Genomic DNA, 23,991 nt, shown 5'->3' with positions numbered 1-23,991 from the left:
GTGTAATGAGAAAGTACGAAATTATGTACATCATTCGTCCTGGCGTTGAAGAAGAAGCTCAAAAAGCTTTAGTTGAACGTTTTGCAGGTGTTTTAACAAACAATGGTGCAGAAATCATTAACACGAAAGAGTGGGGTAAGCGTCGTTTAGCTTACGAAATCAACGACTTACGTGAAGGTTTCTACATGATCTTAAACGTGAACTCTAACTCAGAGGCGATTAACGAATTCGACCGTTTAGCTAAGATCAACGAAGATATCCTTCGTCATATCGTTGTTAAAGAAGAAGAAAAATAATTGATATATAAGGGAGAGTGGTTCGATTGATGAATCGTGTTATCCTCGTTGGTCGTTTAACTAAGGACCCTGACTTACGTTACACGCCCAATGGTGTTGCAGTAGCTACTTTTACGTTAGCTGTGAATCGCGCATTTGCGAATCAACAAGGTGAGCGTGAAGCTGACTTTATTAATTGTGTAATATGGCGTAAACAAGCAGAAAACGTGGCAAATTATTTGAAAAAAGGTAGCTTAGCAGGCGTAGACGGACGTCTTCAAACTCGTAATTACGATGGACAAGATGGTAAACGTGTATATGTAACAGAAGTTCTTGCGGAGAGCGTACAATTTTTAGAGCCGCGTAATGGCGGTGGGGAGCAACGTGGTTCATTCAATCAGCAACCATCAGGAGCTGGTTTCGGTAACCAAAGCTCTAACCCATTTGGTCAATCTAGTAATTCAGGTAACCAAGGTAATCAAGGTAACTCTGGATTTACGAAGAATGACGATCCATTTTCGAATGTTGGTCAACCGATTGACATTTCGGACGACGATTTACCATTTTAATGGTATGAATCGGCTATTTTTAACAAAGAATGGAGGGAATAGACATGGCAGGACGCAAAGGTGGACGTGCGAAGCGTCGTAAGGTGTGTTTCTTCACATCTAACGGCATCACTCGCATTGACTATAAAGATGTTGATTTATTAAAACGTTTCGTTTCTGAGCGTGGTAAAATTTTACCTCGTCGTGTAACAGGAACAAGCGCAAAATACCAACGCAAACTTACAGTTGCAATTAAACGTGCTCGTCAAATGGCACTTTTACCATATGTTGGTGAATAATAGCGTATGAAATGCACAGTAGAGTCGGACTCTACTGTGCATTTTGCTATGCTTTTCTTTTTGAAAGAGAGGTTAAAATGTGAAAAAAGCAAGGTTTATTACCGAAGGCGCAGCGTTATTGGCTGTATATGCAATGTTATTGCTGATATCTATGTATGTTCCGATTTTAGGCACAGTTGCAATATTTGCGTTGCCGTTACCATTTATATTATTAACAGTAAGACATAAACTATCTAATGTGCTCGTAATTTTTGTAGCGGCGCTTTTTGTTACAGTTATCGTGAGTCAACCGATTAGTCTCATAAAGACAGTGATGTTTGGATTAATAGGTGTTGTATTAGGATATATGTATAAAAAAGGGAAAAAACCAGTGGAGATATTGATAGCTGGAACACTTGCATATTTAATTGGTATGATGCTCATTTATGTGGGAAGTATAAAGTTCTTTAACATAGATTTAATGAAGCAAATGCAAAATATGTTTAGTGAAAGCATCGCGCAAAGTGAAAAAATAGCAAATGCGGCTGGTATGCCAGTTAGTAAAGAACAAAAAGAGTTATTTGCACAAATGAACGATATATTACAAACGTTATTTCCAAGTATACTTGTGCTAGTTTCTGTATGTTTTTCTTGGATCACAGTGATAATATCAGGTAGTGTTTTGAGAAAGTTAAAGTACGACGCGACACCTTGGCCTAAATTTAAAGATATACAATTGCCAAAGAGTATTGTCTGGTATTACGTCATGTTTATTTTGCTATCAACTTTCATGAAAGTTGAACCAACATCATATTTGCATATGGTATTTGCTAATCTACATGTAATCTTTGCCTTGCTACTTGTATTGCAAGGATTAACGTTTATCACTTTTTTAGCACACAAAAAAGGTTTTACGAAAGGCGTTCCTATTATTAGTTTTATTGTATGTATGTTTATTCCAATGCTGTTTCCTCTTGTGACAATCTTAGGTATAATTGATTTAGGGATTTCATTGCGTTCTAAAATGCAATGAAAAACAAAGGGGTAAAATAGCATTTTTATGCTATTTTAAGGTGTTTAATCTGTTTAACTAACTAGAAATTGTGTTGGTTTTACGTTATAGGAGTTGTATACATGCCTGAATTTTATAAGAAACAGTGGTTTTTATATCCTGTTTACGTATTGGCATTTTTTGTTTTGGTGCTAATCTCGATTCTTTGTTATTTTCACTTAATTATGGGGATAGCCGCCTTTTTTATTTTTAGCATCGTTTTCTTTTTAGTTATACGATTTGAACTTAACTTTCAAAGGAATTTTGAAAAGTATACGACAGATATGATTACTAGGGTAAAAAAAGTGAGTAACGAAGCATTCAACCAGATGCCAATCGGTATATTGTTATACAATAAAGAGTATGGGATTGATTGGGCAAATCCTTACTTGTCTTCATGTTTGGGGCAACACGCATTAGCTGGGTGGCATCTGTACGATGTATCAGAAACATTACTCCTTTTTATTAAAGGAGAGACTTCGGACGATATAGTATCTTTAAATAGTCGAAAGTTCCGTGTTTTTGTAAGGAAAGAAGAAAAACTAATTTATTTTTTTGATGTAACTGAGCAAACAGAGATTGAAAAAATGTATGAGGATCAGCGTACGGTTTTAGCCGTTATTTATTTAGATAATTATGATGAAGTTACACAAGGATTAGATGATCAATTACGTACGAATATAACAAGCCTTGTAACGTCACGTCTAAATGAATGGGCTGTTAAGTATGGTGCTTATTTAAAACGTGCATCTTCAGAGAGGTTCTTCGTTGTACTAAATGAAAGTATTTTAGCGCAAATGGAGAAAGGTAAGTTTAGCATTTTAGATCAAGTGCGTGAAGAAACATCCAAAAGGAATATACCACTTACATTAAGTGTAGGTGTCGGATCAGGTGATATGCCTTTATCAGAGCTTGGAGCAATGGCTCAATCTGGTTTAGACCTTGCGCTTGGACGTGGTGGAGATCAAGTAGCTATCAAACAAGCGACAGGTAAAGTTAAATTTTACGGCGGTAAAACGAATCCGGTCGAAAAGCGTACTCGTGTACGTGCTAGAGTTATTTCGCATGCGTTAAAGGATTTAGTATTAGAAAGCAGTAATGTCATTATAATGGGGCATAGGGCTCCTGATATGGATGCGATTGGTGCAGCGATTGGTATTTTAAAGGTAGCGCAATTAAATGAGCGCAAAGGATATATTGTATTAGACGAAAATGATTCGGATAAAGGAATCAAACGTTTGATGGATAAAGTGAAACAAAATGAAGAGTTATGGTCACACTTTATTACACCAGGGCAAGCGATGGAATTTGCAAATGATGATTCATTACTTGTTGTTGTTGATACGCATAAACCTTCGATGGTGATGGAGGAAAAACTGTTACATAAGATTGAAAATGTAGTGGTTATTGACCATCATCGCCGCGGGGAAGATTTCATTGAAGATCCATTGCTTGTTTATATGGAACCGTATGCTTCTTCAACAGCAGAGCTTGTTACAGAATTACTTGAGTATCAACCGAAAAATTTAAAGATGACAATGTTAGAAGCAACGGCATTGTTAGCTGGTATTATTGTTGATACGAAAAGTTTTACATTCCGTACAGGCGCTCGCACATTTGATGCAGCTTCTTATTTACGCTCGCATGGTGCAGACACTGTACTTGTACAAGAGCTTTTAAAAGAAGACATGAATCAGTATTTACGAGTTGCAAAAGCCATTAAAAATGCGTACATTTATAAAAATGGAATTGCGATTGCTAAAGTTGATAGTGATGATTATTATGATCAGGTGCTTATTGCACAATCAGCGGATACGTTATTGACGATGACAGGTATCATTGCATCATTTGTTATTGCGAAACGCGGAGAGAATTTCATTGGGATTAGCGGCAGGTCTTTAGGTGAATTGAATGTACAGCTAATCATGGAGAATTTAGGAGGTGGCGGGCATTTGACAAATGCAGCCACACAAATGAAAAATGTTACAGTAGATGAAGCTGAGGAGAAGCTTCGATTTGTTATTGATGACTATTTACAGGGAGGCACACAATCATGAAAGTAATTTTTCTAAAAGACGTAAAAGGTAAAGGTAAAAAAGGAGAAATAAAAAACGTACCAGACGGTTATGCAAATAATTTCTTATTAAAACAAGGATTAGCTGCGGAAGCAACAAACAGCAGTATGAAAACTTTAGAAGCTCAAAAACGCAAAGAAGAAAAAGATGCAGCAGCAGAGCTTGAGAATGCAAAAGAGCTGAAAGAAACTTTAGAGAAATTAACTGTGGAACTGAAGGCGAAATCTGGAGAAGGTGGCCGTTTATTTGGTTCTATCACAAGCAAACAAATCGTAGACGCAATGCAAAAATCACACAAAATCAAACTTGATAAACGTAAATTTGAAATGGATGATGCAATCCGTGCATTAGGTTATACAAATGTGACTGTGAAATTGCATCCGCAAGTAACAGCAAAAGTAAAAGTTCATGTTAGTGAACAATAAAAATAAATTAAATAAGGAGGATTGCGCATGAGTGATGTAATGGCTGATCGTACCCCTCCGCATAATATAGAAGCTGAGCAGGCAGTCTTAGGTGCCATATTGATTGATCAAGATGCGTTAACGTCAGCATCAGAACTATTGGTACCTGACTCATTTTATCGAACGAAACATCAAAAAATCTTTGAAGTGATGCTTGGGTTGTCGGATAAAGGAGAACCAATTGACTTAGTAATGATGACGTCAGCGATGGCTGATCAAGGATTACTAGAAGAAGTTGGTGGGGTTTCTTACTTAGCGGAGTTAGCAGAGATTGTTCCAACTGCTGCTAACGTAGAGTATTATGCACGAATCATCGCTGAAAAGGCGCTGTTACGTCGTTTAATTCGAACGGCGACCCATATCGTGTCTGATGGATATGAGAGAGAAGATGATGTGGACGGCCTTTTAAATGAGGCTGAGAAAAAAATATTAGAAGTATCTCATCAAACAAATGCAAAAGCATTTCAAAACATTAAAGATGTTCTTGTAGATGCTTATGATAAAATTGAACTTTTGCATAATCAAAAAGGTGAAGTTACGGGAATACCAACCGGATTTACTGAATTAGATAAGATGACCGCAGGTTTCCAGCGAAATGATTTAATCATCGTGGCGGCGCGTCCATCGGTAGGGAAAACTGCATTTTCATTAAATATCGCACAAAACGTAGCGACAAAAACGGATGAAAATGTAGCGATCTTCAGTCTAGAGATGGGATCTGATCAGCTTGTTATGCGTATGCTTTGTGCAGAAGGAAATATTGATGCACAAAGACTTCGTACCGGTTCATTAACTTCTGATGATTGGGCAAAATTAACAATGGCGATGGGTAGCCTTTCTAATGCTGGTATATATATTGATGATACACCAGGGATTAAAGTAAATGAGATTCGAGCAAAATGTCGTAGGTTAAAGCAAGAACAAGGTCTTGGTATGGTCTTAATTGACTATTTGCAGCTTATTCAAGGTAGCGGGAAATCAGGAGAAAACCGTCAGCAGGAAGTATCTGAGATTTCTCGTACATTAAAAGGGATTGCACGTGAATTGCAAGTGCCTGTTATTGCCTTATCGCAGTTATCTCGTGGTGTAGAATCTCGTCAAGATAAACGTCCAATGATGTCTGATATTCGTGAATCGGGAAGTATCGAGCAGGATGCGGATATTGTAGCTTTCCTATATCGTGAAGATTACTATGACCGAGAAACGGAAAATAAAAACACCATTGAAATTATTATTGCAAAGCAGCGTAATGGTCCCGTAGGTTCAGTAGAGCTTGCGTTTGTTAAGGAATTTAATAAATTCGTCAACTTAGAACGACGCTTTGAAGATGGGGCATAAAGGCAGTATAAAAAAGAAACACATTTCTTATAATAAGATGTGTTTCTTTTTTTATATAGGAAAGATAAGGCTTTCATAATGTGAAAATATAATTCTTACGAACGAAAATGAATTTTATTAAAAAAATGTTCGCTTTTTGGTTGACTTCTTTTTCGGTTTTGGTACAATTATATTGTTTGAATAGATCGTTTGAAAATCGCGGAGGTGCTTTAATAATGTCTTCAGTAGTAGTTGTAGGAACACAATGGGGCGACGAAGGAAAAGGTAAAATCACTGATTTTCTTTCTGAGCATGCGGAAGTAGTTGCAAGATATCAAGGTGGAAATAACGCGGGACATACAATTGTTTTCGGCGGAGTTAAATATAAATTACACTTAATTCCATCTGGTATTTTCTATAAAGAGAAAATTTGTGTAATCGGAAACGGCTTAGTAGTAGATCCGAAAGCATTACTTGAAGAGTTAAAATACTTACACGATCGTGGTGTAAGTACTGATAATTTACGTGTAAGTAACCGTGCACACGTTATTTTACCTTATCACTTAAAACAAGATGAGTTAGAAGAAGCTAGTAAAGGTGATAACAAAATCGGTACAACGAAAAAAGGTATCGGTCCTGCATATATGGATAAAGCTGCTCGTATTGGTATCCGTATGGCTGATCTTTTAGACCGTGAAGCATTTAAAGAGAAGCTTGAGCGCAATTTAGTAGAGAAAAATCGTTTATTTGAAAAAATGTACGACACAGAAGGTTTCAGCGTAGAAGAAATCTTTGAAGAGTACTTCGAATATGGACAACAAATCGCGCAATATGTATGCGACACATCTGTTGTATTAAATGATGCACTAGATAACAATCACCGTGTATTATTTGAAGGTGCACAAGGTGTTATGCTTGATATTGACCACGGTACGTACCCATTCGTTACATCTTCTAACCCGATTGCTGGTGGTGTAACAGTTGGAACTGGAGTTGGTCCTGCGAAAGTTACTCGCGTTGTAGGTGTATGTAAAGCATATACAAGTCGTGTAGGTGATGGTCCATTCCCTACTGAGCTTCATGATGAAATTGGTCACCAAATTCGTGAAGTTGGTCGTGAGTATGGAACGACAACTGGTCGTCCACGCCGCGTAGGTTGGTTCGATAGCGTTGTTGTAAGACATGCACGTCGTGTTAGTGGTTTAACGGATTTATCATTAAATTCTATCGACGTTCTAACAGGTATTCCAACTCTTAAAATTTGTGTTGCTTACAAATACAATGGCGAAGTTATCGATGAAGTTCCAGCAAACTTAAACATCTTAGCGAAATGTGAGCCTGTATATGAAGAGCTTCCAGGTTGGGAAGAAGATATTACTGGTGTAAAATCATTAGACGAACTTCCTGAAAATGCAAGAAAATACGTAGAGCGTGTTTCTGAATTAACAGGAATCCAATTATCTATGTTCTCAGTTGGACCAGATCGTAATCAAACAAATATCGTTCGTAATGTATACGAAGCTTAAGTGATATAAGAAATTGATTTTTGTAAGAAAAAACTCATGCTCTCATGAGTTTTTTCTTATCTTTTATAAAAAAATAAAAAAATGTATTGCAAAAATAAAAGATAATATGTTATGATATGTCTTGTCGTCACGAAAACATGACGTTGGTGAGTATGAGCCATTAGCTCAGTTGGTAGAGCATCTGACTTTTAATCAGAGGGTCGAAGGTTCGAATCCTTCATGGCTCACCATTTTATTTTTCGTGGCCCGTTGGTCAAGTGGTTAAGACACCGCCCTTTCACGGCGGTAACACGGGTTCGAATCCCGTACGGGTCATGGTTTTTTTATGTTCATTTTTGGTCCCGTGGTGTAGTGGTTAACATGCCTGCCTGTCACGCAGGAGATCGCCGGTTCGACCCCGGTCGGGACCGCCACTTTTGTTTATACCACCATTAGTGGTTTTATATATAGTTTTGGCTCGGTAGCTCAGTCGGTAGAGCAGAGGACTGAAAATCCTCGTGTCGGCGGTTCGATTCCGTCCCGAGCCACTCTCAGGATATTAAGTGGGCCCACTTAATATCCTTTTTATTTTGTCCAGTTTTACAAAAGTGGGTAGTTATTTTACAATAGAATGAGGAGCCTCTAGCAGTTGAAGCTAGAGGTTTTTCTATAGATCGTATAGGATTCCGTGTAAAAGTGGATGATACATGAGTCTATGAGAATAGAGGAGAAAATACTTAAACCAAGGATGCGGTCATATAGGGACATACTATATAAACGTCAATGTGTTTAGGGATTATTGACCATATTTTTATAAGGAGGAAATAGACGATGATGGGAAAGAAAATTTTAGTAGTTGATGATGAAAAACCGATTGCGGATATTTTGAAGTTCAACCTAGAAAAAGAAGGTTTTGAAATTGTAATGGCGCATGATGGTGATGAGGCGATTGAAAAAGCAAATGAAGAGCAGCCAGATATGGTTTTATTAGATATTATGTTACCGGGAAAAGACGGCTTAGAGGTATGTCGTGAAATACGTAAAAGCTCAGAAATGCCAATTATTATGCTTACAGCAAAAGACTCTGAAATTGATAAAGTATTAGGGCTTGAGCTTGGGGCGGATGATTATGTAACGAAGCCCTTTAGTACGAGAGAGTTACTTGCCCGCGTGAAGGCGAATTTACGTCGTCATCAGCAGGGTGGTGCTGCAGAGAAAGAAGAAAATACTGAAATGGTTATTGGACCAATCGTTATCAACCCGAATGCTTATAGTGTAACGAAGCGTGAAGAAAGCATTGAGCTTACACATCGTGAATTTGAATTACTACATTATTTAGCGAAGCATTTAGGTCAAGTTATGACTCGCGAACATTTATTACAAACAGTTTGGGGTTATGATTATTTTGGAGATGTACGTACAGTAGACGTAACAGTACGTCGTTTACGCGAAAAAATTGAAGATAATCCAAGTCATCCTACTTTAATTGTAACTAGACGTGGGGTAGGGTATTACTTGCGTGACCCAGAACAGGAATAGTATATGAAGAAAGTTGGTTTTTTTCAATCTATTCATTTAAAATTTGTGCTCATATATATGCTGTTAATATTAATAGCAATGCAAGTAATTGGTGTATATTTCGTTAGGGAATTAGAAAAAAGCCTTGTAAAAGGTTTTCAAGATTCCTTAACGCAGCAAACAAATTTACTTTCTTATAACTTGAAGCAAGAGTTTGTAAAAGAACGTCCTAAAGCAGAATCAGTAGATAAAGCTATTAATGATTCGATTCAAAAACTTGCATCGGATCGTAAGAGAGATATTCAAGAAATAAGCGTAATTGATTCTACTAAAAAATTAATGGCAATTTCAGACGCGTCTAAGCAAAATAAAGTAGGACGAACGTCAGCAGACACAGCTGTACAACGGGTAATGGTACAAAAAAAACCAGAGTCAAAGGTTGAGAAAGACGTGAAAACAGGTCATCGGGTTCAAGTGATGATTACTCCTATTCTAAAAGAACAAGAAGGAGAGGTACTTGGCGTCATTCGTATTGTTGCATCTATGGAAGATGTGTATAAACAAATGAAAGATATAAACCAAATTTTCGCGACAGGGACAGTAATTGCTTTACTAGTAACAGCTGTACTTGGGATTTTGTTGGCTCAAACAATTACAAGACCAATTTCAGATATGCGGAGACAAGCAATTGAAATGGCAAAAGGAAACTATTCGAGAAAAGTAAAAGTGCATAGCCATGATGAAATTGGACAACTAGCATTATCTTTCAATAATTTATCAAAAAAATTACAACAAGCCCGTTCTTCAACAGAGAGTGAAAGGCGCAAACTATCATCTGTTTTATCACATATGACAGATGGAGTAATTGCTACTGATCGAAAAGGTGACATCATTTTATTAAATGATCCTGCGGAAAAAATGTTAAATGTTTCGCGTGAAACGGCACTAGATCAATCTGTCTTAGAAGTGTTAGGGATACAAGAAGAATTTACGCTGGATCATTTATATGAAGAACCTGATTCAGTTTTATTAGATTTTAGTACGAGGAATGAACCATATATTTTACGTGCTAGTTTCTCTGTCATTCAAAAGGAAACAGGGAAGGCGAATGGTTTAATTGCTGTATTATATGATGTAACGGAGCAGGAGCGTATAGAGCGAGAGCGTCGTGAGTTTGTTGCGAACGTATCTCATGAGCTAAGAACACCGTTAACAACAATGCGCAGTTACTTAGAAGCACTTACGGATGGTGCATGGCAAGATCCGAATATCGCACCACAATTTTTAACAGTTACACAAGAAGAAACAGAAAGAATGATTAGACTTGTAAATGCGTTGTTACAACTATCTAAACTAGATAGTACAGAACATCGCTTAATGAAGGAATGGGTCGACTTTACTGATTTCTTTAATAACGTTATCGATCGCTTTGAAATGTCGAAAGAGCAAAATGTAAGCTTCAAACGATCTTTCTCTAAAAAATCTCGATTTATTGATATGGATACAGACAAAATTACACAAGTTTTATATAACATTATTTCCAATGCATTGAAGTATTCGCCAGAAGGTGGCACAGTAACATATCGTCTGCGTGACCGCGGTGAGTTATTAGAAATTAGTGTGAGTGATCAAGGAATGGGTATTCCGAAGGAAAATGTAGATAAAATATTTGAACGTTTTTACCGTGTAGATAAAGCTCGCTCAAGACAAATGGGTGGTACAGGTCTTGGATTAGCCATTGCGAAAGAAATGATTGAGGCACACGGCGGCTCGATTTGGGCGAAAAGTGAGGAAGGAAAAGGAACAACTATTTATTTCACACTGCCAATGGCAACTGATGAAGAGGACGATTGGGAATGAGTATGGAAAACTTTAAAACGATAGTTTTAATTAATCTAGTTGTTATTAGCCTATTTCTTACTTTTAACTTATGGACATATGTCCCCGATTCTACTTCGATACAAAATGCAAAATTTGTTCAAGGTAATGAAGAGATAAATCCAATAAAACTTTCGGAGGTTGTTCGCCCATCCTCTGTCATTGTTCATAAAGAGAAAAATCATTATGTGAGTGAAAACAAGAGTAATGTGGATTTAATTTATAGAATTCTTGAAAATGGAGAGTTACATGATTTAAAGGAAATGACAGGGACAGTTCCTAAAGGTGATTTTCTTTCGTATGTACATGGAGAAGAAAAAATCGAGTTTGTTTTTCCTACAAACATTCCACTGGATACGATTAAAAGTATGTTTAATTTTAAAGATAAAAACATAGAAGGTAATAGGAGTTTCAATCGTATTATAATTGACCCTTCTCGAAGTAAGGACCAAGAAATTAAAATTAGTTTTGTTTCCTATGATACTTATCCTTATCGTAAAATATATGAAGCGAAATTGAGTGGTGTTTATGTAAAGGATGTTATAAATGCTCAAAATCAACTTATAACAGTAGCGAGACCGTATTTTGAATATCAAATAAGTGATAGAAAAAAACTGTACTTACCAGATGGAATTACGGAATTAAGTGAGGTAGAGTATTTTGGATCTAGGTTAGATGAGGATACATTTAAAAATGCACTATTTAGTGATCCACGTTATTTAAGCCCTATTTCTGAGAAATCAAAGAAAATATTTACAGATGGTATACGTTCTATGGAAATTGATCAGTCAAATGCAATGTTGAAATACAAAAACTCCGCTGTACATAGTGATGAATCTATGGATAATGCAGCACTTTTACAAAAAAGTTTTGACTTTGTAAGTGGGCATAGTGGTGCTTTAAAACTCTATCGTTTTGATTATATTAATAAGGGGAAAACGTCCTTCCGTTTATATGAGGATGGGTTGCCTGTATTTAATAGCGATGGAATGGCGGAATTAAAGCAAGCATGGGGTTCGGGTGAAATCATGCAGTATGAAAGATCCCTTTTTGATCCAAGTTTCAAATTACCTAGTAAACAACTAACAACTTCTCTTGCATCGGGTCGTACAGTGATGACATCATTAGAGAATAATCCGCAAATTGATAAAAATTCAATTCAGGATGTTGGAATTGGTTATAAGTTATCATTGGAAAATTCCATTAACGAAGGAAAAAACGTTATTTTAAAGCCGATATGGTATGTAAAATGTGAAGAAAATGGTAAGCAAAAAATATTTGAATGGAGTGAGGGGGGACTAAATGGATTGGGATCGAATTAAAACCATATTTATTGTGACCTTTTTTGTTTTAGATCTCTTTCTTATCTTTCAGTTCATTCAAAAGCAAGATAGTAATCAATTGGAACTTGTGACAGAAACAAAAATTGATCAACAATTAAAAGAGTCTAAAATTACTATGGGGAGTTTTCCTAAAGAGCCGAAAAAAGAGTCGTTTATTATGGCGAAAAATAAAAGCTTTAAGGAAGAAGATGTGCAGTCTTTAAAAAATCAAACAGTGCATCTGCAAGAAGAATATAAGATAGAAAGTAAGTTGAAAGAACCATTTTTAAATGCAAAATCGTTATCAAAGGACAAGTATAATGATTTCTTAAAAAACTACGTGCTTGATGGGCAGAAATACGAGTTTGGGGCAATGAAAGATTCAAAAATTTATTTCTTTCAAAAGTATAAGGAGAAGCCGATTTTCTACAACAATCATGCAATGATCGTTGTAGATTTAAATGAAAAAAATGAGCTTGTTTCGTATACACAAACAATGTTAACGGATTTGAAGGAAATGGGCGAAAGTGAAAAAACGAAAGAACAAGAAATTATCACTGCTCAAACAGCTTTAGAAAATATATATGTAAAAAATAAAATTGCAGAAAATACGCACGTGAAAGAGGCGCAGATTGGATATGCGACTCTAGCTGAATCTTCTTCTAATATACAAGTGCTTGCTCCAACGTGGAACTTAAAGACTGAGCAGAAAAAGGACTATTTTGTGAATGCAATTGAAGGACAAGTTATGGAATTAGGGGAAACTCAAGTGCCGGAAGAACATAATGGAGTGAGAAAGAATGAGTATGCATTTTAGTGTACTTGCAAGTGGAAGTACAGGGAATATGCTATATGTAGGAACAGATGAAAAAAAATTGCTTGTCGATGCAGGTTTAAGTGGTAAAGCTACAGAGGCCTTATTTAAGCAAGCTGAACTGAATATAAATGACATATCAGGTATTCTTGTAACACATGAGCATAGTGACCACATTAAAGGATTAGGTGTATTGGCGCGTAAATATGATTTACCTGTTTATGCGAACGAGAAAACATGGAATGCAATGGAACATTTGATAGGTAATATCCCAACTGATCAAAAATTCATTTTTTCAGTAGGAGACGTGAAAACATTTGGGGATATTGAAGTTGAATCATTTGGTGTTTCTCATGATGCGGCAGAACCGATGTTTTATGCTTTTCATAACAACAATAGAAAGTTAGCTCTTATTACAGATACGGGATACGTAAGTGACCGTATGAAAGGTGTTATTAAGGGAGCGAACGCTTTCGTATTTGAAAGCAATCATGATGTGGAAATGCTTCGTATGGGACGCTATCCATGGAGCATTAAAAGACGCATATTAAGTGATGTAGGTCACGTTTGTAATGAGGATGCTGCATTAGCGATGGCGGATGTTATTACAGACGAGACAAAACACATTTATTTAGCGCATTTAAGCTTAGATAATAACATGAAAGAATTAGCGCGTATGTCTGTATCACAAGTATTAGAAGAAAAAGGTTTTGGGGTTGGAGAATCCTTTGAAATACATGATACAGATCCAAAAATGCCTACGAAAATTCAATACGTATAATTCTTCATTTTAGTAAACAATAAAGGTGAATATAGTTGTTTTCAGGAAGATAGGTGAACAAATATGTCCTTTATTGATGAAGAAAAATATCGTATTAAACGTGCAGGGAAAAAGAAACATAAAGGTATTGTTATTTCTAGTATAGCGGGAACAATTGTAGGGGCTTCATTATTTGCATTTGGAGCGCCTTTATTTTCAAATCATGAAGGTAAGCTTCCGCAAGTTGAAGCGAGTGAAAAAAATATGGCTGAAGCTCAAAGCGGAAATGTGTCTGTTAAACAAGTTAGCTTTGTAGACGCTGTTGATCGTGCTTCGGAGGCTGTTGTGGGTGTTATTAATATTCAACGGGATGATTTTTCAGAGGCTGATTCGGAAGCTGGTACAGGCTCTGGTGTGATTTATAAGAGAACAGATGGACATGCGTATATTGTAACCAATAACCACGTTGTCGCTGGGGCGAATCGTATTGAAGTTAGCTTAAGTGACGGTAAGAAAGTTCCAGGTAAAGTATTGGGAACCGATGTAGTCACGGACTTAGCAGTACTAGAAATAGATGCAAAGTATGTGAAGAAAGTGATTGAAATTGGTGATTCTAATACCGTTCGTAGAGGAGAACCAGTTATTGCAATTGGAAATCCACTGGGGCTACAATTTTCCGGAACTGTCACACAAGGTATTATTTCGGCTAATGAGCGCATTGTTCCTGTAGATTTAAATCAAGATGGACATTACGATTGGCAAGTAGAAGTATTACAAACAGATGCGGCAATTAATCCAGGTAATAGTGGTGGAGCGCTTGTAAATGTATCTGGACAATTAATAGGTATTAACTCAATGAAAATTGCAGCAAAAGAAGTAGAGGGAATTGGACTAGCTATTCCAGTTACGAGAGCTGTTCCTGTTATGAATGAGCTTGAAAAGTACGGTAAAGTAAAAAGACCTTACGTTGGGATTGAACTAAGATCATTAAATGAGATTCCAAATTACTATTGGTCAAAAACATTACACTTACCAGGTAACGTAACAGAAGGGGTTTGTGTTTTAGATGTGAAAAGTCCTTCGCCAGGTACGGAAGCTGGTCTAAGAGAACATGATGTTATTGTGGCGGTAGATGGAAAACCGGTGCGTGATATTATTGGGTTCCGCACGGCCTTATATAATAAAAAAATTAATGATAAAATGACTCTTACGTTTTATCGTGGTACAAAACGAGCGACAACAACTGTGAAATTAGGCATTCAAAAGTATTAAAAACAGGAGGGCCTACCTCCTGTTTTCTATTGTAGAAAAGTGAGGTGAAGAATATGAATTTACCTTGTTGTTTAGAACATGTTGAATTAGCATTAGATATTATTGTGGATGAGTGTGAAGTTGCGCCGGTTATTAACAATGTGGATAACTCTGAAGAAGAGAAGAAAACATGTGAATTTTGTCAAAATGAGGCGACATATGTTGTATCGAACACAGATTCTCACACAATATGTGGGTAACATTTGTGGATATGTGGATAAGTGCTGTGGATAACGTGTTTGTAAGGTGGGGAATAGGTGTGAATATCTCGATTATTTCAATCGGAAAATTAAAAGAAAAATACTTAAAACAAGGTATAGCAGAATACTTAAAACGATTATCTTCTTACGCAAAAGTAGAAATAATTGAATTGCCAGATGAAAAGGCACCAGAAAATTTAAGTGAAGCAGAAATGTTGATTGTAAAAGAAAAAGAAGGTATACGTATACTGGATAAAATTTCCGATGATACGCACGTTATTGCGTTAGCAATAGAAGGAAAACAAAAATCATCAGAAGAATTTGCAGCAAGTCTAGATCGTCTTGCTACATATGGAAAGAGTAAAGTAACGTTTGTAATTGGTGGATCACTTGGACTTAGCTCAGAAGTAATGAAGCGTTCAAACGAATCTCTGTCTTTCTCAAAGATGACATTACCACATCAATTAATGCGTTTAGTATTGCTTGAGCAAGTATATAGAGCGTTTCGTATTAATCGCGGTGAACCGTATCATAAATAGTTGTATACTAGTACATTAAAACGGCTACAGATGTGGCCGTTTTCTATATTTCATAATATGTAATAGGAGAACTGTATGAAGCCAAAACAACTACTAAGTTTATATATAGAAAATTTTTTAGTCGATGAACTACAAAGATTGGGCTTCCGTTATGCAAAGAGTGTACCTAAATTTTCTCGTAAACAAGGCGATTTTGAATTAACCTTTAGCTTCTCGCTCAGTACATGGAACTCTGAAAATTATTGTGAGTTTTGGACTATGTGGAATATTCCAGGATGGACAAGGAATATCCAGCATTTTAAGCTGAAAAATTTAGAATGTGATAAAGTGGAATTTAGTGAATTCATGCATAATGTAATGAATATTGGGATTCCCTATTATTCGCAAATTGATGATTGGAATACTGCGGCAGATTATGCTACAAGAAGTCCGATTATTTTTTATGAAAAAGTATGTGATTTTTATATGATGTCAGGGAAAGAAGAGAAAGCAAAAGAAATCCTTGAGAGAGGTATTCAAGAGATTAAAGATAGAAAACATGATAGTAATATGCAACTTCCAGAAATTAGAAATAGATTGAAGGAGTATTTTATACAGTAAACGCTTATTTCCTAAAATAAGTATGTTTCTATTTCTAAAAAAATATGCTGTAATATGAAGAGGAAAAAGTATAAGTAGTCAGAGAAGTGAGGAATTAAAGGTGAAGAAGTTTAAGAAGTTTTACTTGGAGATTACGAGTGTATGTAATCTTGCGTGCAGCTTTTGTCCGCCGACGGAAAGGCAGAAGCAATTCATTTCTGTAGAGGATTTTGCTAAAAGATTAGACCAAATTAAACCTCACACAGACTACATTTATTTGCACGTGAAGGGTGAGCCGTTGCTCCATCCGAAAATAGATCAACTATTAGATTTAAGCCATGAAAAAGGGTTTAAAGTTAATATTACAACGAACGGAACGTTAATTAATAAGAGAAGGCATAGGCTGTTAAATAAGCCTGCGTTAAGACAAATGAATTTTTCGCTGCACAGTTTTGATGGACACCCAGGATCGCAAGATAAAGAAGGCTATGTAAGGAGTATACTTTCTTTCATTAGAGAGGCGACAAGTCAATCGGATTTAATCGTTTCACTAAGATTATGGAATTTAACTCAGGATAATAAAACAAATGCTGAAATCCAGAAAAATAGGGATTTATTATCTATAATTGAAAATGAGTTTGATCTATCTTATCAAATTGAAGAGAAGCTTACACCAGGAAAAGGTATAAAAATTGCGGAACGTGTCTTTATTAATCAAGACTACGAATTCCAGTGGCCGGCATTACATGAAGAAGAGGATGATGGAAAAGGGTTCTGTCATGGACTTCGTAATCAGGCTGGAATTTTAGCGAACGGAACTGTTATTCCTTGTTGCTTAGATGGTGAAGGTATCATCAATCTTGGTAATATTAATACTGATTCATTTTCTAACATTATTGAAGGTGAAAGAGCAACAAATATTGTCGATGGATTTTCGAAAAGAGTTGCAGTCGAAGAGCTATGTAGGAAATGTGGATACCGTAAAAGATTTGGAAAATAAATATGAAATAAGCCCTCATAAAGCGAGGGCTTATTTTTTATTCTTGATAAGAGCGCTCTAATTCATCGATTAGGGAACCGACGTAAGAAACAGCTTTACGGATTGCATCTGGTTTTGACATGTCTACTCCAGCGTGTTTCATTAATTCGAGTGGTTTCATTGTACCGCCTGCACGGAGTACATCAAGCCAGCGATCAACAGCGGGTTGTCCCTCTTCTTTAATCATTTGAGCTACAGTAGTAGATGCAGTTAAGCCCGCAGAATATGTGTAAGAATATAAGCCCATATAATAGTGAGGTTGACGCATCCATGTTAAGCCAGCGCCTTCATCAATTTCTACGGAATCTCCCCAGAATGTTGAAAGGACCTTTGTTTTTATTTCGGTTAAAGTTGTAGCTGTGAGTGCTTGCCCTTCTTCCGCTAGGGTATATACTTGTCTTTGATATTCTCCCTCAAGTAGATGGGTGACGAAGTTGTGGTAATATGTGCCGAGTAGTTGCAGAATAACCCATCTGCGCATTCTCTTATCGTCAGTAGTCGCTAGTAAATGCTGGGCTAATAGTAATTCATTCATCGTTGATGGTGCTTCAACAAAGTACATAGATGGACGTACGTTCATAATGCGCTGATTTTTATTGGCTAAATAAAAATGACCAGCATGTCCAAATTCATGAGCTAATGTGAAGCACCCGCGCATCGTATCTTGCCATGTAATTAAAATGTAAGGATGGGAACCATAGGGGCTAGAGCAGAAAGCACCTGTTGATTTTCCAACATTATCTGCAAGGTCTACCCATCTTTCCTTAAAGCCTGTTTTGATAATCGTATTATATTCAGGTCCTAATACTTTTAAAGATTCTTGAATTAATTTACCAGCTTCATCGTATGTGATGGTTGGATTAAATTCAGGATCTAACGGTGCGTGTAAATCGCAGAAGAGCATTTGATTGAGACCTAATACTTTCTTTTTTAAATCTGCAAAACGGCGCATATGAGGCGCTAATTCGTTATAAATAATATCTAGTTGGTTGTTATACATTTCAAGTGGAACTTTTTGAGGTTCTAAAAGCATATGGGTAACAGACTCGTACTTACGTAAACGAGAAAGTGTCACTTGTTTTTTTACTTCAGTAGCATACGTTGTTGCAACTGTATTTTTATATCGTTTCAATGTGGCAACAAATGATGAATATGCTTTTCTACGTATATATGCGCTTGGAGAAAATTCATATTTACTTTCAAATAATGCAAACGATACAGGCAAATCATTTCCTTGTTCATCTTGTATAGAAGAGAAATCCATATCGGCTAATTTAGTCATACCGTAAATTTTGTAGGGAGAACTATGAACTTCACCAAGTGCAGCAAGAGCTTCTTCTGTTTCAGGTGAGAGAGTGTGCTGCCTTTTTTGTAGTATTTCTAGTAACGATTTACGGAAAGGTTCAAGTTTTGTTTCTTCAATTAAATATTTTTCAATTGTTCCTTCTTCGAGTGAGAGGATTTCATTATGGATAAAGGATAGTGCAGTATGTACAGTTGTCCATAAAGCAGAAATTTTTGAAGAGTTCGCTTGAATAACTGGATCCGTTCGATCAGCAGATTCTTTTAAATTTGCATATGAATATAGTTTTGTTAATTTCATTAAAAGCTCTTCCTCTAAAAGCAGGCAATTTAATAAAGTAGTGGGGCTAGTGTGTAATTGTCCTTTAAATGTATCAAGCTTTTTTATATCGTCTTTTAATACACGTAATGCAATTTCCCACTCTTTATCAGATTCGTATAAATCAGAAAGATCCCATGTCAATTCAGTAGGGACTTCTGCGCGAATAAGGCGTTTCTCAATTACATTTTTCATTTGTTATATCCCCCTTATTATAAGTATCTAAAAATATGATACTAGAAAATTCAGTAAAATGAAAATAATTTACATTTTTATACATGAAAAAGAAGGACAAGCATAAAAATGCTTGTCCTTCTAGTTAGATTTAAAAATTAATATACTTTATCACCGTTGAAAATAGAGTTTTTCACGACTACATAATCTACAGTACGAATTGAGTCTAACTTTGTTCCACCAGCGTAAGAGATAGAAGATTGAAGATCTTGTTCCATTTCGATTAAAGTGTCTTCTAAAGAACCTTTATGCTCAACGAACATTTTCTTACCTTCAACGTTTTTCTTCTCGCCTTTTTGGAATTCAGAGGCTGAACCGAAGTACTCTTTATAAAGTTTGCCATCTTTTTCGATTGTTTCCCCTGGAGACTCTTCATGACCAGCGAATAGAGAACCGACCATAACCATAGTTGCTCCAAATCGAATTGATTTAGCTACATCACCATGCGTACGAATACCACCATCAGCGATAATTGGCTTACTTGCAGCTTTTGCACACCAGCGAAGTGCAGCTAACTGCCAACCACCAGTTCCAAAGCCTGTTTTAATTTTAGTAATACAAACTTTACCAGGTCCAATACCAACTTTTGTTGCATCAGCACCAGCGTTTTCTAATTCTCTTACCGCTTCTGGAGTTCCAACGTTTCCAGCGATAACGAAGCTTTCTGGTAAATGTTTTTTAATATGTTGAATCATGTTGATCACGGCATTAGAGTGACCATGTGCGATATCGATTGTAATGTATTCAGGTGAAAGTTGCTCAGCAGCTAATTGTTGTACGAATTCGTATTCGTCTTCTTTAACACCAACACTGATTGAAGCAATTAATCCACGTGATTGCATATCTCTAATGAATGAGATTCGTTTCTCTGGTTGGAAACGATGCATGATATAGAAGTAATTATTTTCAGCTAAATAAGTTGCGATTCTTTCATCAATAATCGTTTGCATATTTGCAGGTACGACAGGTAATTTAAATTTATGTTTTCCTAAAGTGACAGTTGTATCACATTCAGATCGGCTATTTACAATACATTTTGCAGGAATTAATTGAATGTCTTCATAGTCAAATACGTTTTCCATCATTTACACCCCTAAAATACGAATATTTTATTTTTATTGATTAAAAATGTTCGTCCATAGGATAATTTACATTATTTTTATTAAGAAGTCAAAGATTTTCTTAACATTTTTTTTAAAAAAAGCTAATATCTTTCGAAAATAACGTTAAAAACGAATTTAAATAGTTCTTTATATAAATAACGTTCGTTTATAAAAAAAGTAAGGAAAGTTTCAATAATTGCATAAAATTGTATGTGTGCTTCTTATTTTGGGTGAGGGGGCTGAGGAAATAATATGAAAAAGTTAATACTAACAATAGGAATAACTTTGTTGGTTGTTGCTGGATGCAGCAATAATGATGCATTTGATAAGGCGAAGAAACAAGGAGATTTAGCACTGGAAAATAAAGAATACGATAGAGCAGTCGCATCTTTTGAATTAGCATTAAAAGAAAAGGAGGATGATCGAGAAGTAAGGCTGAAGATGAATCAAACGAATAAAATGAGTGAAGCATTGCAGGAAAGTAATATAGATCGGGCAATTTCGTTATTAAGAGAAATTGAAAATGATTCTGCTAGTTCAGTTATATTAGCCAAACAAGCAAAAGAAAAACGAGAAGCTTTATCTAATCAAAAAGATGAGGAAGAAAAATATAAGCAAATGCTTGCTAAAGTAGAAGAGTTGAAAAACCAACAGAAGTTTGTGGATGTAAAAGAGCAACTGAACGTAATTATTAGGGAAACGAAAGGGAAAGAACAGTTTAAAATATATTATCAAAATGCGAATGAACAAATTACACAGATTGTGCCGAGGACAGTAGAGGTAGATAAAACAAAAGATGAGAACCGTAAGGAAGAAAAAGTAATAGCAGGGAAGCCGAAGAAAGAAAGTGTTATTACCGATCAGAAGGCAGAATATATTACTAAACTAAATAGTATTGAGGAGAGTTTGAAAAAGTTCGATTACTTATATGAGAACGGAATTACAACTGAAATGAAAGAAGGGGAAGTTAAAAGATACGATGCATGGGATCAAGCTTTAAATGAGATTTATGCTGTTTTGAAAAAGCAACTTTCTACAAGTGAAATGAACACTTTGAGAGAGAAACAGCGTGAATGGATTACGTATCGAGATCGCAAGGCGGAAGAAGCTTGGAATGAATCTGGGCAGGGAACATTATCAGGGATAGCAACTATTTCATCGAAGGCAACTAGTACTAGGGAAAGATGTTATCAGTTAGTTGAACAGTATATGAAATGATAGATGTTTATTTTTATAATGAAATAATATTTTTATAAAATTTTTGAAATAGAAAACCCTTTTGTTTAGTCAGGCGAATCACGAATGATTCGCCTTTTTATGTGAGCTTTCAAGTATAATGAATAAGGTGATAATAACGTATATGATGATTCAGTGATAGGAAAAGCAAAAAAAGAAAATAATATATCATAAAAAGAGGTTAATATATGAGTAAAAAAAGTTTTGCTGATTATGCATTAAGTAAAGAAATTGTAAGAGCACTTACTGGTTTAGGCTATGAACATCCAACGGAAGTGCAAGGAGAGGTTATTCCAGTTGCACTGCAAAAGAAAGACCTTGTTGTGAAATCACAGACTGGAAGTGGAAAAACCGCTTCATTCGGTATACCGCTTTGTGAAATGGTGGAGTGGGAAGAGAATAAGCCACAAGCTTTAGTTTTAACACCGACGAGAGAGCTTGCGGTACAAGTAAAAGAAGATATTACGAATATAGGCCGCTTCAAAAGAATTAAGGCTGCTGCAGTTTATGGTAAATCTCCATTTGCACGTCAAAAATTAGAGTTAAAGCAAAAAACACATATTGTAGTTGGGACTCCTGGCCGTGTGTTAGATCATATTGAAAAAGGTACTCTTTCTTTAGCTTGTTTGAAGTATTTAGTTATTGATGAAGCAGACGAAATGCTGAATATGGGCTTTATCGATCAAGTAGAGGCAATTATTGACGAGTTACCTACAAAACGAATGACAATGTTATTTTCAGCAACACTTCCAGAAGATGTTGAAAAGTTATCTCGTAAGTATATGGATTCGCCAACGCATATTGAAATTAAGGCTGCTGGGATTACAACAGATAAAATTGAACATACACTTTTTGAGACGAGAGAAGAGGAGAAGCTGTCACTTCTTAAAGATGTAACAACGATTGAGAATCCAGATAGTTGTATTATTTTTTGCCGTACACAAGAAAATGTAGATCACGTATTTAGACAGTTAGATCGCGTTAACTATCCTTGTGACAAAATACATGGTGGTATGGTACAAGAAGATCGTTTTGAAGTTATGGACGATTTTAGAAAAGGAAAGTTCCGTTATTTAGTAGCGACAGACGTAGCGGCTAGAGGAATTGATATTGATAATATTACACATGTTATTAACTATGATATTCCATTAGAAAAAGAAAGTTATGTACATCGTACGGGAAGAACGGGACGAGCTGGTAATAAAGGAAAAGCTATTACATTCATAACACCGTATGAAAATAGATTTTTAGAAGAGATTGAGGAGTACATCGGCTTTGAAATTCCAAAGGCACTTGCACCTTCAAAGGAAGAAGTTATGAAAGGGAAAGCAGTATTTGAGGAAAAGATACATGCTAAACCAATTATAAAGAAAGATAAAAATGCAGACCTAAACAAAGGAATTATGAAATTGTACTTTAATGGCGGGAAGAAAAAGAAAATCAGGGCGGTAGATTTCGTCGGTACAATTGCTAAAATTAAAGGTGTTACAGCAGAAGATATAGGCATTATTACAATACAAGACAATGTTTCTTACGTTGAAATATTAAATGGAAAAGGACCACTTGTTTTAAAAATCATGAAAAATACAACGATTAAAGGGAAACAATTAAAGGTTCATGAAGCAATTAAATAAACAAAAAACTATCCACTGTAACAGGTGGATAGTTTTTTTATTTACGATTCTTTTAAATCGTCCACTAACTTCTCCGCCAATCGTCTGTACATATTACTCATTGTCACGAAGGATGTTAGTAATAAAAACTTTTCTAGTGTTGGATCCTCTAAGGAAGAAACCTCATTTACTTCCGTAACACGCTTATTTACGTCTTGCTTAAAGTTTTCCACATTGGTTTCAGTAAGAGAAAGATAATCTTTATATAGAGTATTTAATTCGAATGTATCATCGTTTATTAACGGTGCATTTATATTTTCTAAGGAGCTTTTTATATCATTAATGGAGAGTGCTCCTTTTAATTGATATATTAAGCTGATTAAAATCATATGTTCTTTTGAATACTTTTTATTTTTGATAGGGATGAATAGTTTCCCTTTTGCGTAATTGTTAATCATTGTTTTTGTTAATACTTTTTCATCATCAGTTCTCGTTGTATCCGCATAAGTATTCTCAAATAGTTGGACAACTTGGTCTACATATAAGTCGACATTTGGGATATCCTCAAGTTTAATATTTTTTTCTAAATGTAATGATTCAAGTAATTTATTTATATTTTCCACGTAGAACCCCTCACTTTTATAACTTAGTGGAACTTAATGTTTAGTATATCTTTAAATATGGTATTACGAAACAAATGAAATGTAAATG

General features: G+C 35.7%; 23 protein-coding genes and 4 tRNA genes. 24 read left to right on the top strand and 3 right to left on the bottom strand.

What is annotated here, in order from left to right; genetic code table 11:
• Positions 1-5 precede the first annotated feature (5 nt).
• The 22 genes from rpsF to LUS72_RS27025 all read left to right on the top strand — a co-directional run bounded on the left by rpsF (position 6) and on the right by LUS72_RS27025 (position 17,434).
• The gene (rpsF, locus tag LUS72_RS27130) at positions 6-296 is read left to right on the top strand and encodes a 30S ribosomal protein S6 (protein ID WP_001233782.1); all 291 of its coding nucleotides are present in this window, start codon (positions 6-8) and stop codon (positions 294-296) included.
• 26 nt (positions 297-322) lie between these two features.
• The gene (ssb, locus tag LUS72_RS27125) at positions 323-844 is read left to right on the top strand and encodes a single-stranded DNA-binding protein (RefSeq protein ID WP_000981963.1); all 522 of its coding nucleotides are present in this window, start codon (positions 323-325) and stop codon (positions 842-844) included.
• Positions 845-888: 44 nt separating this feature from the next.
• Complete coding sequence (rpsR, locus tag LUS72_RS27120) at positions 889-1,122, top strand: 30S ribosomal protein S18 (RefSeq protein WP_000918874.1); 234 nt, start codon at positions 889-891, stop codon at positions 1,120-1,122.
• A gap of 79 nt (positions 1,123-1,201) precedes the next feature.
• A complete protein-coding gene (locus tag LUS72_RS27115) occupies positions 1,202-2,134 on the top strand; it encodes a YybS family protein (protein WP_141533477.1) in 933 nt (310 codons plus the stop codon).
• Between the two features lie 101 nt (positions 2,135-2,235).
• The gene (locus LUS72_RS27110) at positions 2,236-4,209 is read left to right on the top strand and encodes a DHH family phosphoesterase (protein WP_264448493.1); all 1,974 of its coding nucleotides are present in this window, start codon (positions 2,236-2,238) and stop codon (positions 4,207-4,209) included.
• Positions 4,206-4,652, top strand: a complete 447-nt coding sequence (gene rplI / locus LUS72_RS27105) for a 50S ribosomal protein L9 (protein WP_000864222.1) — start codon at positions 4,206-4,208, stop codon at positions 4,650-4,652. The genes LUS72_RS27110 and rplI overlap by 4 nt, the downstream gene beginning before the upstream one ends.
• Positions 4,653-4,679: 27 nt before the next feature.
• Positions 4,680-6,029 (top strand): replicative DNA helicase, encoded by a 1,350-nt coding sequence (gene dnaB / locus LUS72_RS27100; protein WP_001286243.1) that lies wholly within the window; start codon positions 4,680-4,682, stop codon positions 6,027-6,029.
• 215 nt (positions 6,030-6,244) lie between these two features.
• On the top strand, positions 6,245-7,534 hold the full coding sequence (locus tag LUS72_RS27095) for an adenylosuccinate synthase (protein ID WP_000100227.1): 1,290 nt from the start codon (positions 6,245-6,247) through the stop codon (positions 7,532-7,534).
• 154 nt (positions 7,535-7,688) lie between these two features.
• Positions 7,689-7,764 (top strand) — tRNA-Lys (locus LUS72_RS27090).
• Between the two features lie 13 nt (positions 7,765-7,777).
• Positions 7,778-7,849, top strand: a tRNA-Glu gene (locus LUS72_RS27085).
• 22 nt (positions 7,850-7,871) lie between these two features.
• Positions 7,872-7,947: transfer RNA gene (locus LUS72_RS27080), tRNA-Asp, on the top strand.
• 41 nt (positions 7,948-7,988) lie between these two features.
• Positions 7,989-8,061: transfer RNA gene (locus tag LUS72_RS27075), tRNA-Phe, on the top strand.
• Between the two features lie 283 nt (positions 8,062-8,344).
• Positions 8,345-9,052 (top strand): cell wall metabolism DNA-binding response regulator WalR, encoded by a 708-nt coding sequence (walR, locus tag LUS72_RS27070; RefSeq protein ID WP_002174499.1) that lies wholly within the window; start codon positions 8,345-8,347, stop codon positions 9,050-9,052.
• A 3-nt stretch (positions 9,053-9,055) separates the two neighbouring features.
• Positions 9,056-10,891: a cell wall metabolism sensor histidine kinase WalK gene (walK, locus tag LUS72_RS27065; protein WP_264448492.1), complete on the top strand. Its 1,836-nt coding sequence runs from the start codon at positions 9,056-9,058 to the stop codon at positions 10,889-10,891.
• Positions 10,888-12,231 carry a YycH family regulatory protein gene (locus tag LUS72_RS27060; RefSeq protein WP_264448491.1) on the top strand — a complete coding sequence of 448 codons (1,344 nt, stop codon included), beginning with the start codon at positions 10,888-10,890 and terminating at the stop codon, positions 12,229-12,231. Before walK ends, LUS72_RS27060 begins: the two co-directional genes overlap by 4 nt.
• The gene (locus tag LUS72_RS27055) at positions 12,212-13,048 is read left to right on the top strand and encodes a two-component system regulatory protein YycI (RefSeq protein WP_097831358.1); all 837 of its coding nucleotides are present in this window, start codon (positions 12,212-12,214) and stop codon (positions 13,046-13,048) included. Before LUS72_RS27060 ends, LUS72_RS27055 begins: the two co-directional genes overlap by 20 nt.
• Positions 13,032-13,826, top strand: coding sequence for an MBL fold metallo-hydrolase (locus LUS72_RS27050; protein ID WP_000061686.1), 795 nt, complete (start codon positions 13,032-13,034; stop codon positions 13,824-13,826). The genes LUS72_RS27055 and LUS72_RS27050 overlap by 17 nt, the downstream gene beginning before the upstream one ends.
• A gap of 63 nt (positions 13,827-13,889) precedes the next feature.
• Complete coding sequence (locus LUS72_RS27045; RefSeq protein WP_097831360.1) at positions 13,890-15,077, top strand: S1C family serine protease; 1,188 nt, start codon at positions 13,890-13,892, stop codon at positions 15,075-15,077.
• 53 nt (positions 15,078-15,130) lie between these two features.
• Complete coding sequence (locus tag LUS72_RS27040; RefSeq protein WP_001052825.1) at positions 15,131-15,316, top strand: CxxH/CxxC protein; 186 nt, start codon at positions 15,131-15,133, stop codon at positions 15,314-15,316.
• Between the two features lie 59 nt (positions 15,317-15,375).
• Positions 15,376-15,855, top strand: a complete 480-nt coding sequence (gene rlmH / locus LUS72_RS27035) for a 23S rRNA (pseudouridine(1915)-N(3))-methyltransferase RlmH (protein ID WP_097831361.1) — start codon at positions 15,376-15,378, stop codon at positions 15,853-15,855.
• Between the two features lie 75 nt (positions 15,856-15,930).
• A complete protein-coding gene (locus LUS72_RS27030; RefSeq protein ID WP_097831362.1) occupies positions 15,931-16,455 on the top strand; it encodes a hypothetical protein in 525 nt (174 codons plus the stop codon).
• Positions 16,456-16,555: 100 nt separating this feature from the next.
• Entirely contained in the window at positions 16,556-17,434 is an 879-nt protein-coding gene (locus tag LUS72_RS27025; protein WP_097831363.1) for a radical SAM/SPASM domain-containing protein, read from the top strand.
• 37 nt (positions 17,435-17,471) lie between these two features.
• Here the strand turns inward: LUS72_RS27025 and pepF are convergent, their stop codons facing one another.
• Together pepF and guaC are read right to left on the bottom strand one after the other, a co-directional pair.
• Positions 17,472-19,289: an oligoendopeptidase F gene (gene pepF / locus LUS72_RS27020; protein WP_264448490.1), complete on the bottom strand. Its 1,818-nt coding sequence runs from the start codon at positions 19,287-19,289 to the stop codon at positions 17,472-17,474.
• Between the two features lie 137 nt (positions 19,290-19,426).
• Positions 19,427-20,410, bottom strand: a complete 984-nt coding sequence (gene guaC / locus LUS72_RS27015; protein WP_000432440.1) for a GMP reductase — start codon at positions 20,408-20,410, stop codon at positions 19,427-19,429.
• A gap of 273 nt (positions 20,411-20,683) precedes the next feature.
• Here guaC and LUS72_RS27010 point away from each other — a divergent pair, with 273 nt between their 5' ends.
• Positions 20,684-21,649, top strand: coding sequence for a lysozyme inhibitor LprI family protein (locus tag LUS72_RS27010; protein WP_097831365.1), 966 nt, complete (start codon positions 20,684-20,686; stop codon positions 21,647-21,649).
• Positions 21,650-21,855: 206 nt separating this feature from the next.
• Positions 21,856-23,301, top strand: coding sequence for a DEAD/DEAH box helicase (locus LUS72_RS27005; RefSeq protein WP_097831366.1), 1,446 nt, complete (start codon positions 21,856-21,858; stop codon positions 23,299-23,301).
• Between the two features lie 41 nt (positions 23,302-23,342).
• Here LUS72_RS27005 and LUS72_RS27000 read toward each other — a convergent pair whose 3' ends face one another.
• On the bottom strand, positions 23,343-23,903 hold the full coding sequence (locus tag LUS72_RS27000; protein ID WP_097831367.1) for a DUF1836 domain-containing protein: 561 nt from the start codon (positions 23,901-23,903) through the stop codon (positions 23,343-23,345).
• Positions 23,904-23,991 lie beyond the last annotated feature (88 nt).

The organism is Bacillus cereus (assembly GCF_025917685.1).
Taxonomy (GTDB): domain Bacteria; phylum Bacillota; class Bacilli; order Bacillales; family Bacillaceae_G; genus Bacillus_A; species Bacillus_A cereus_AT.
The sequence above is the reverse complement of the archived record's forward strand: the minus strand, read 5'-3'. Positions and strand labels throughout refer to the sequence as shown.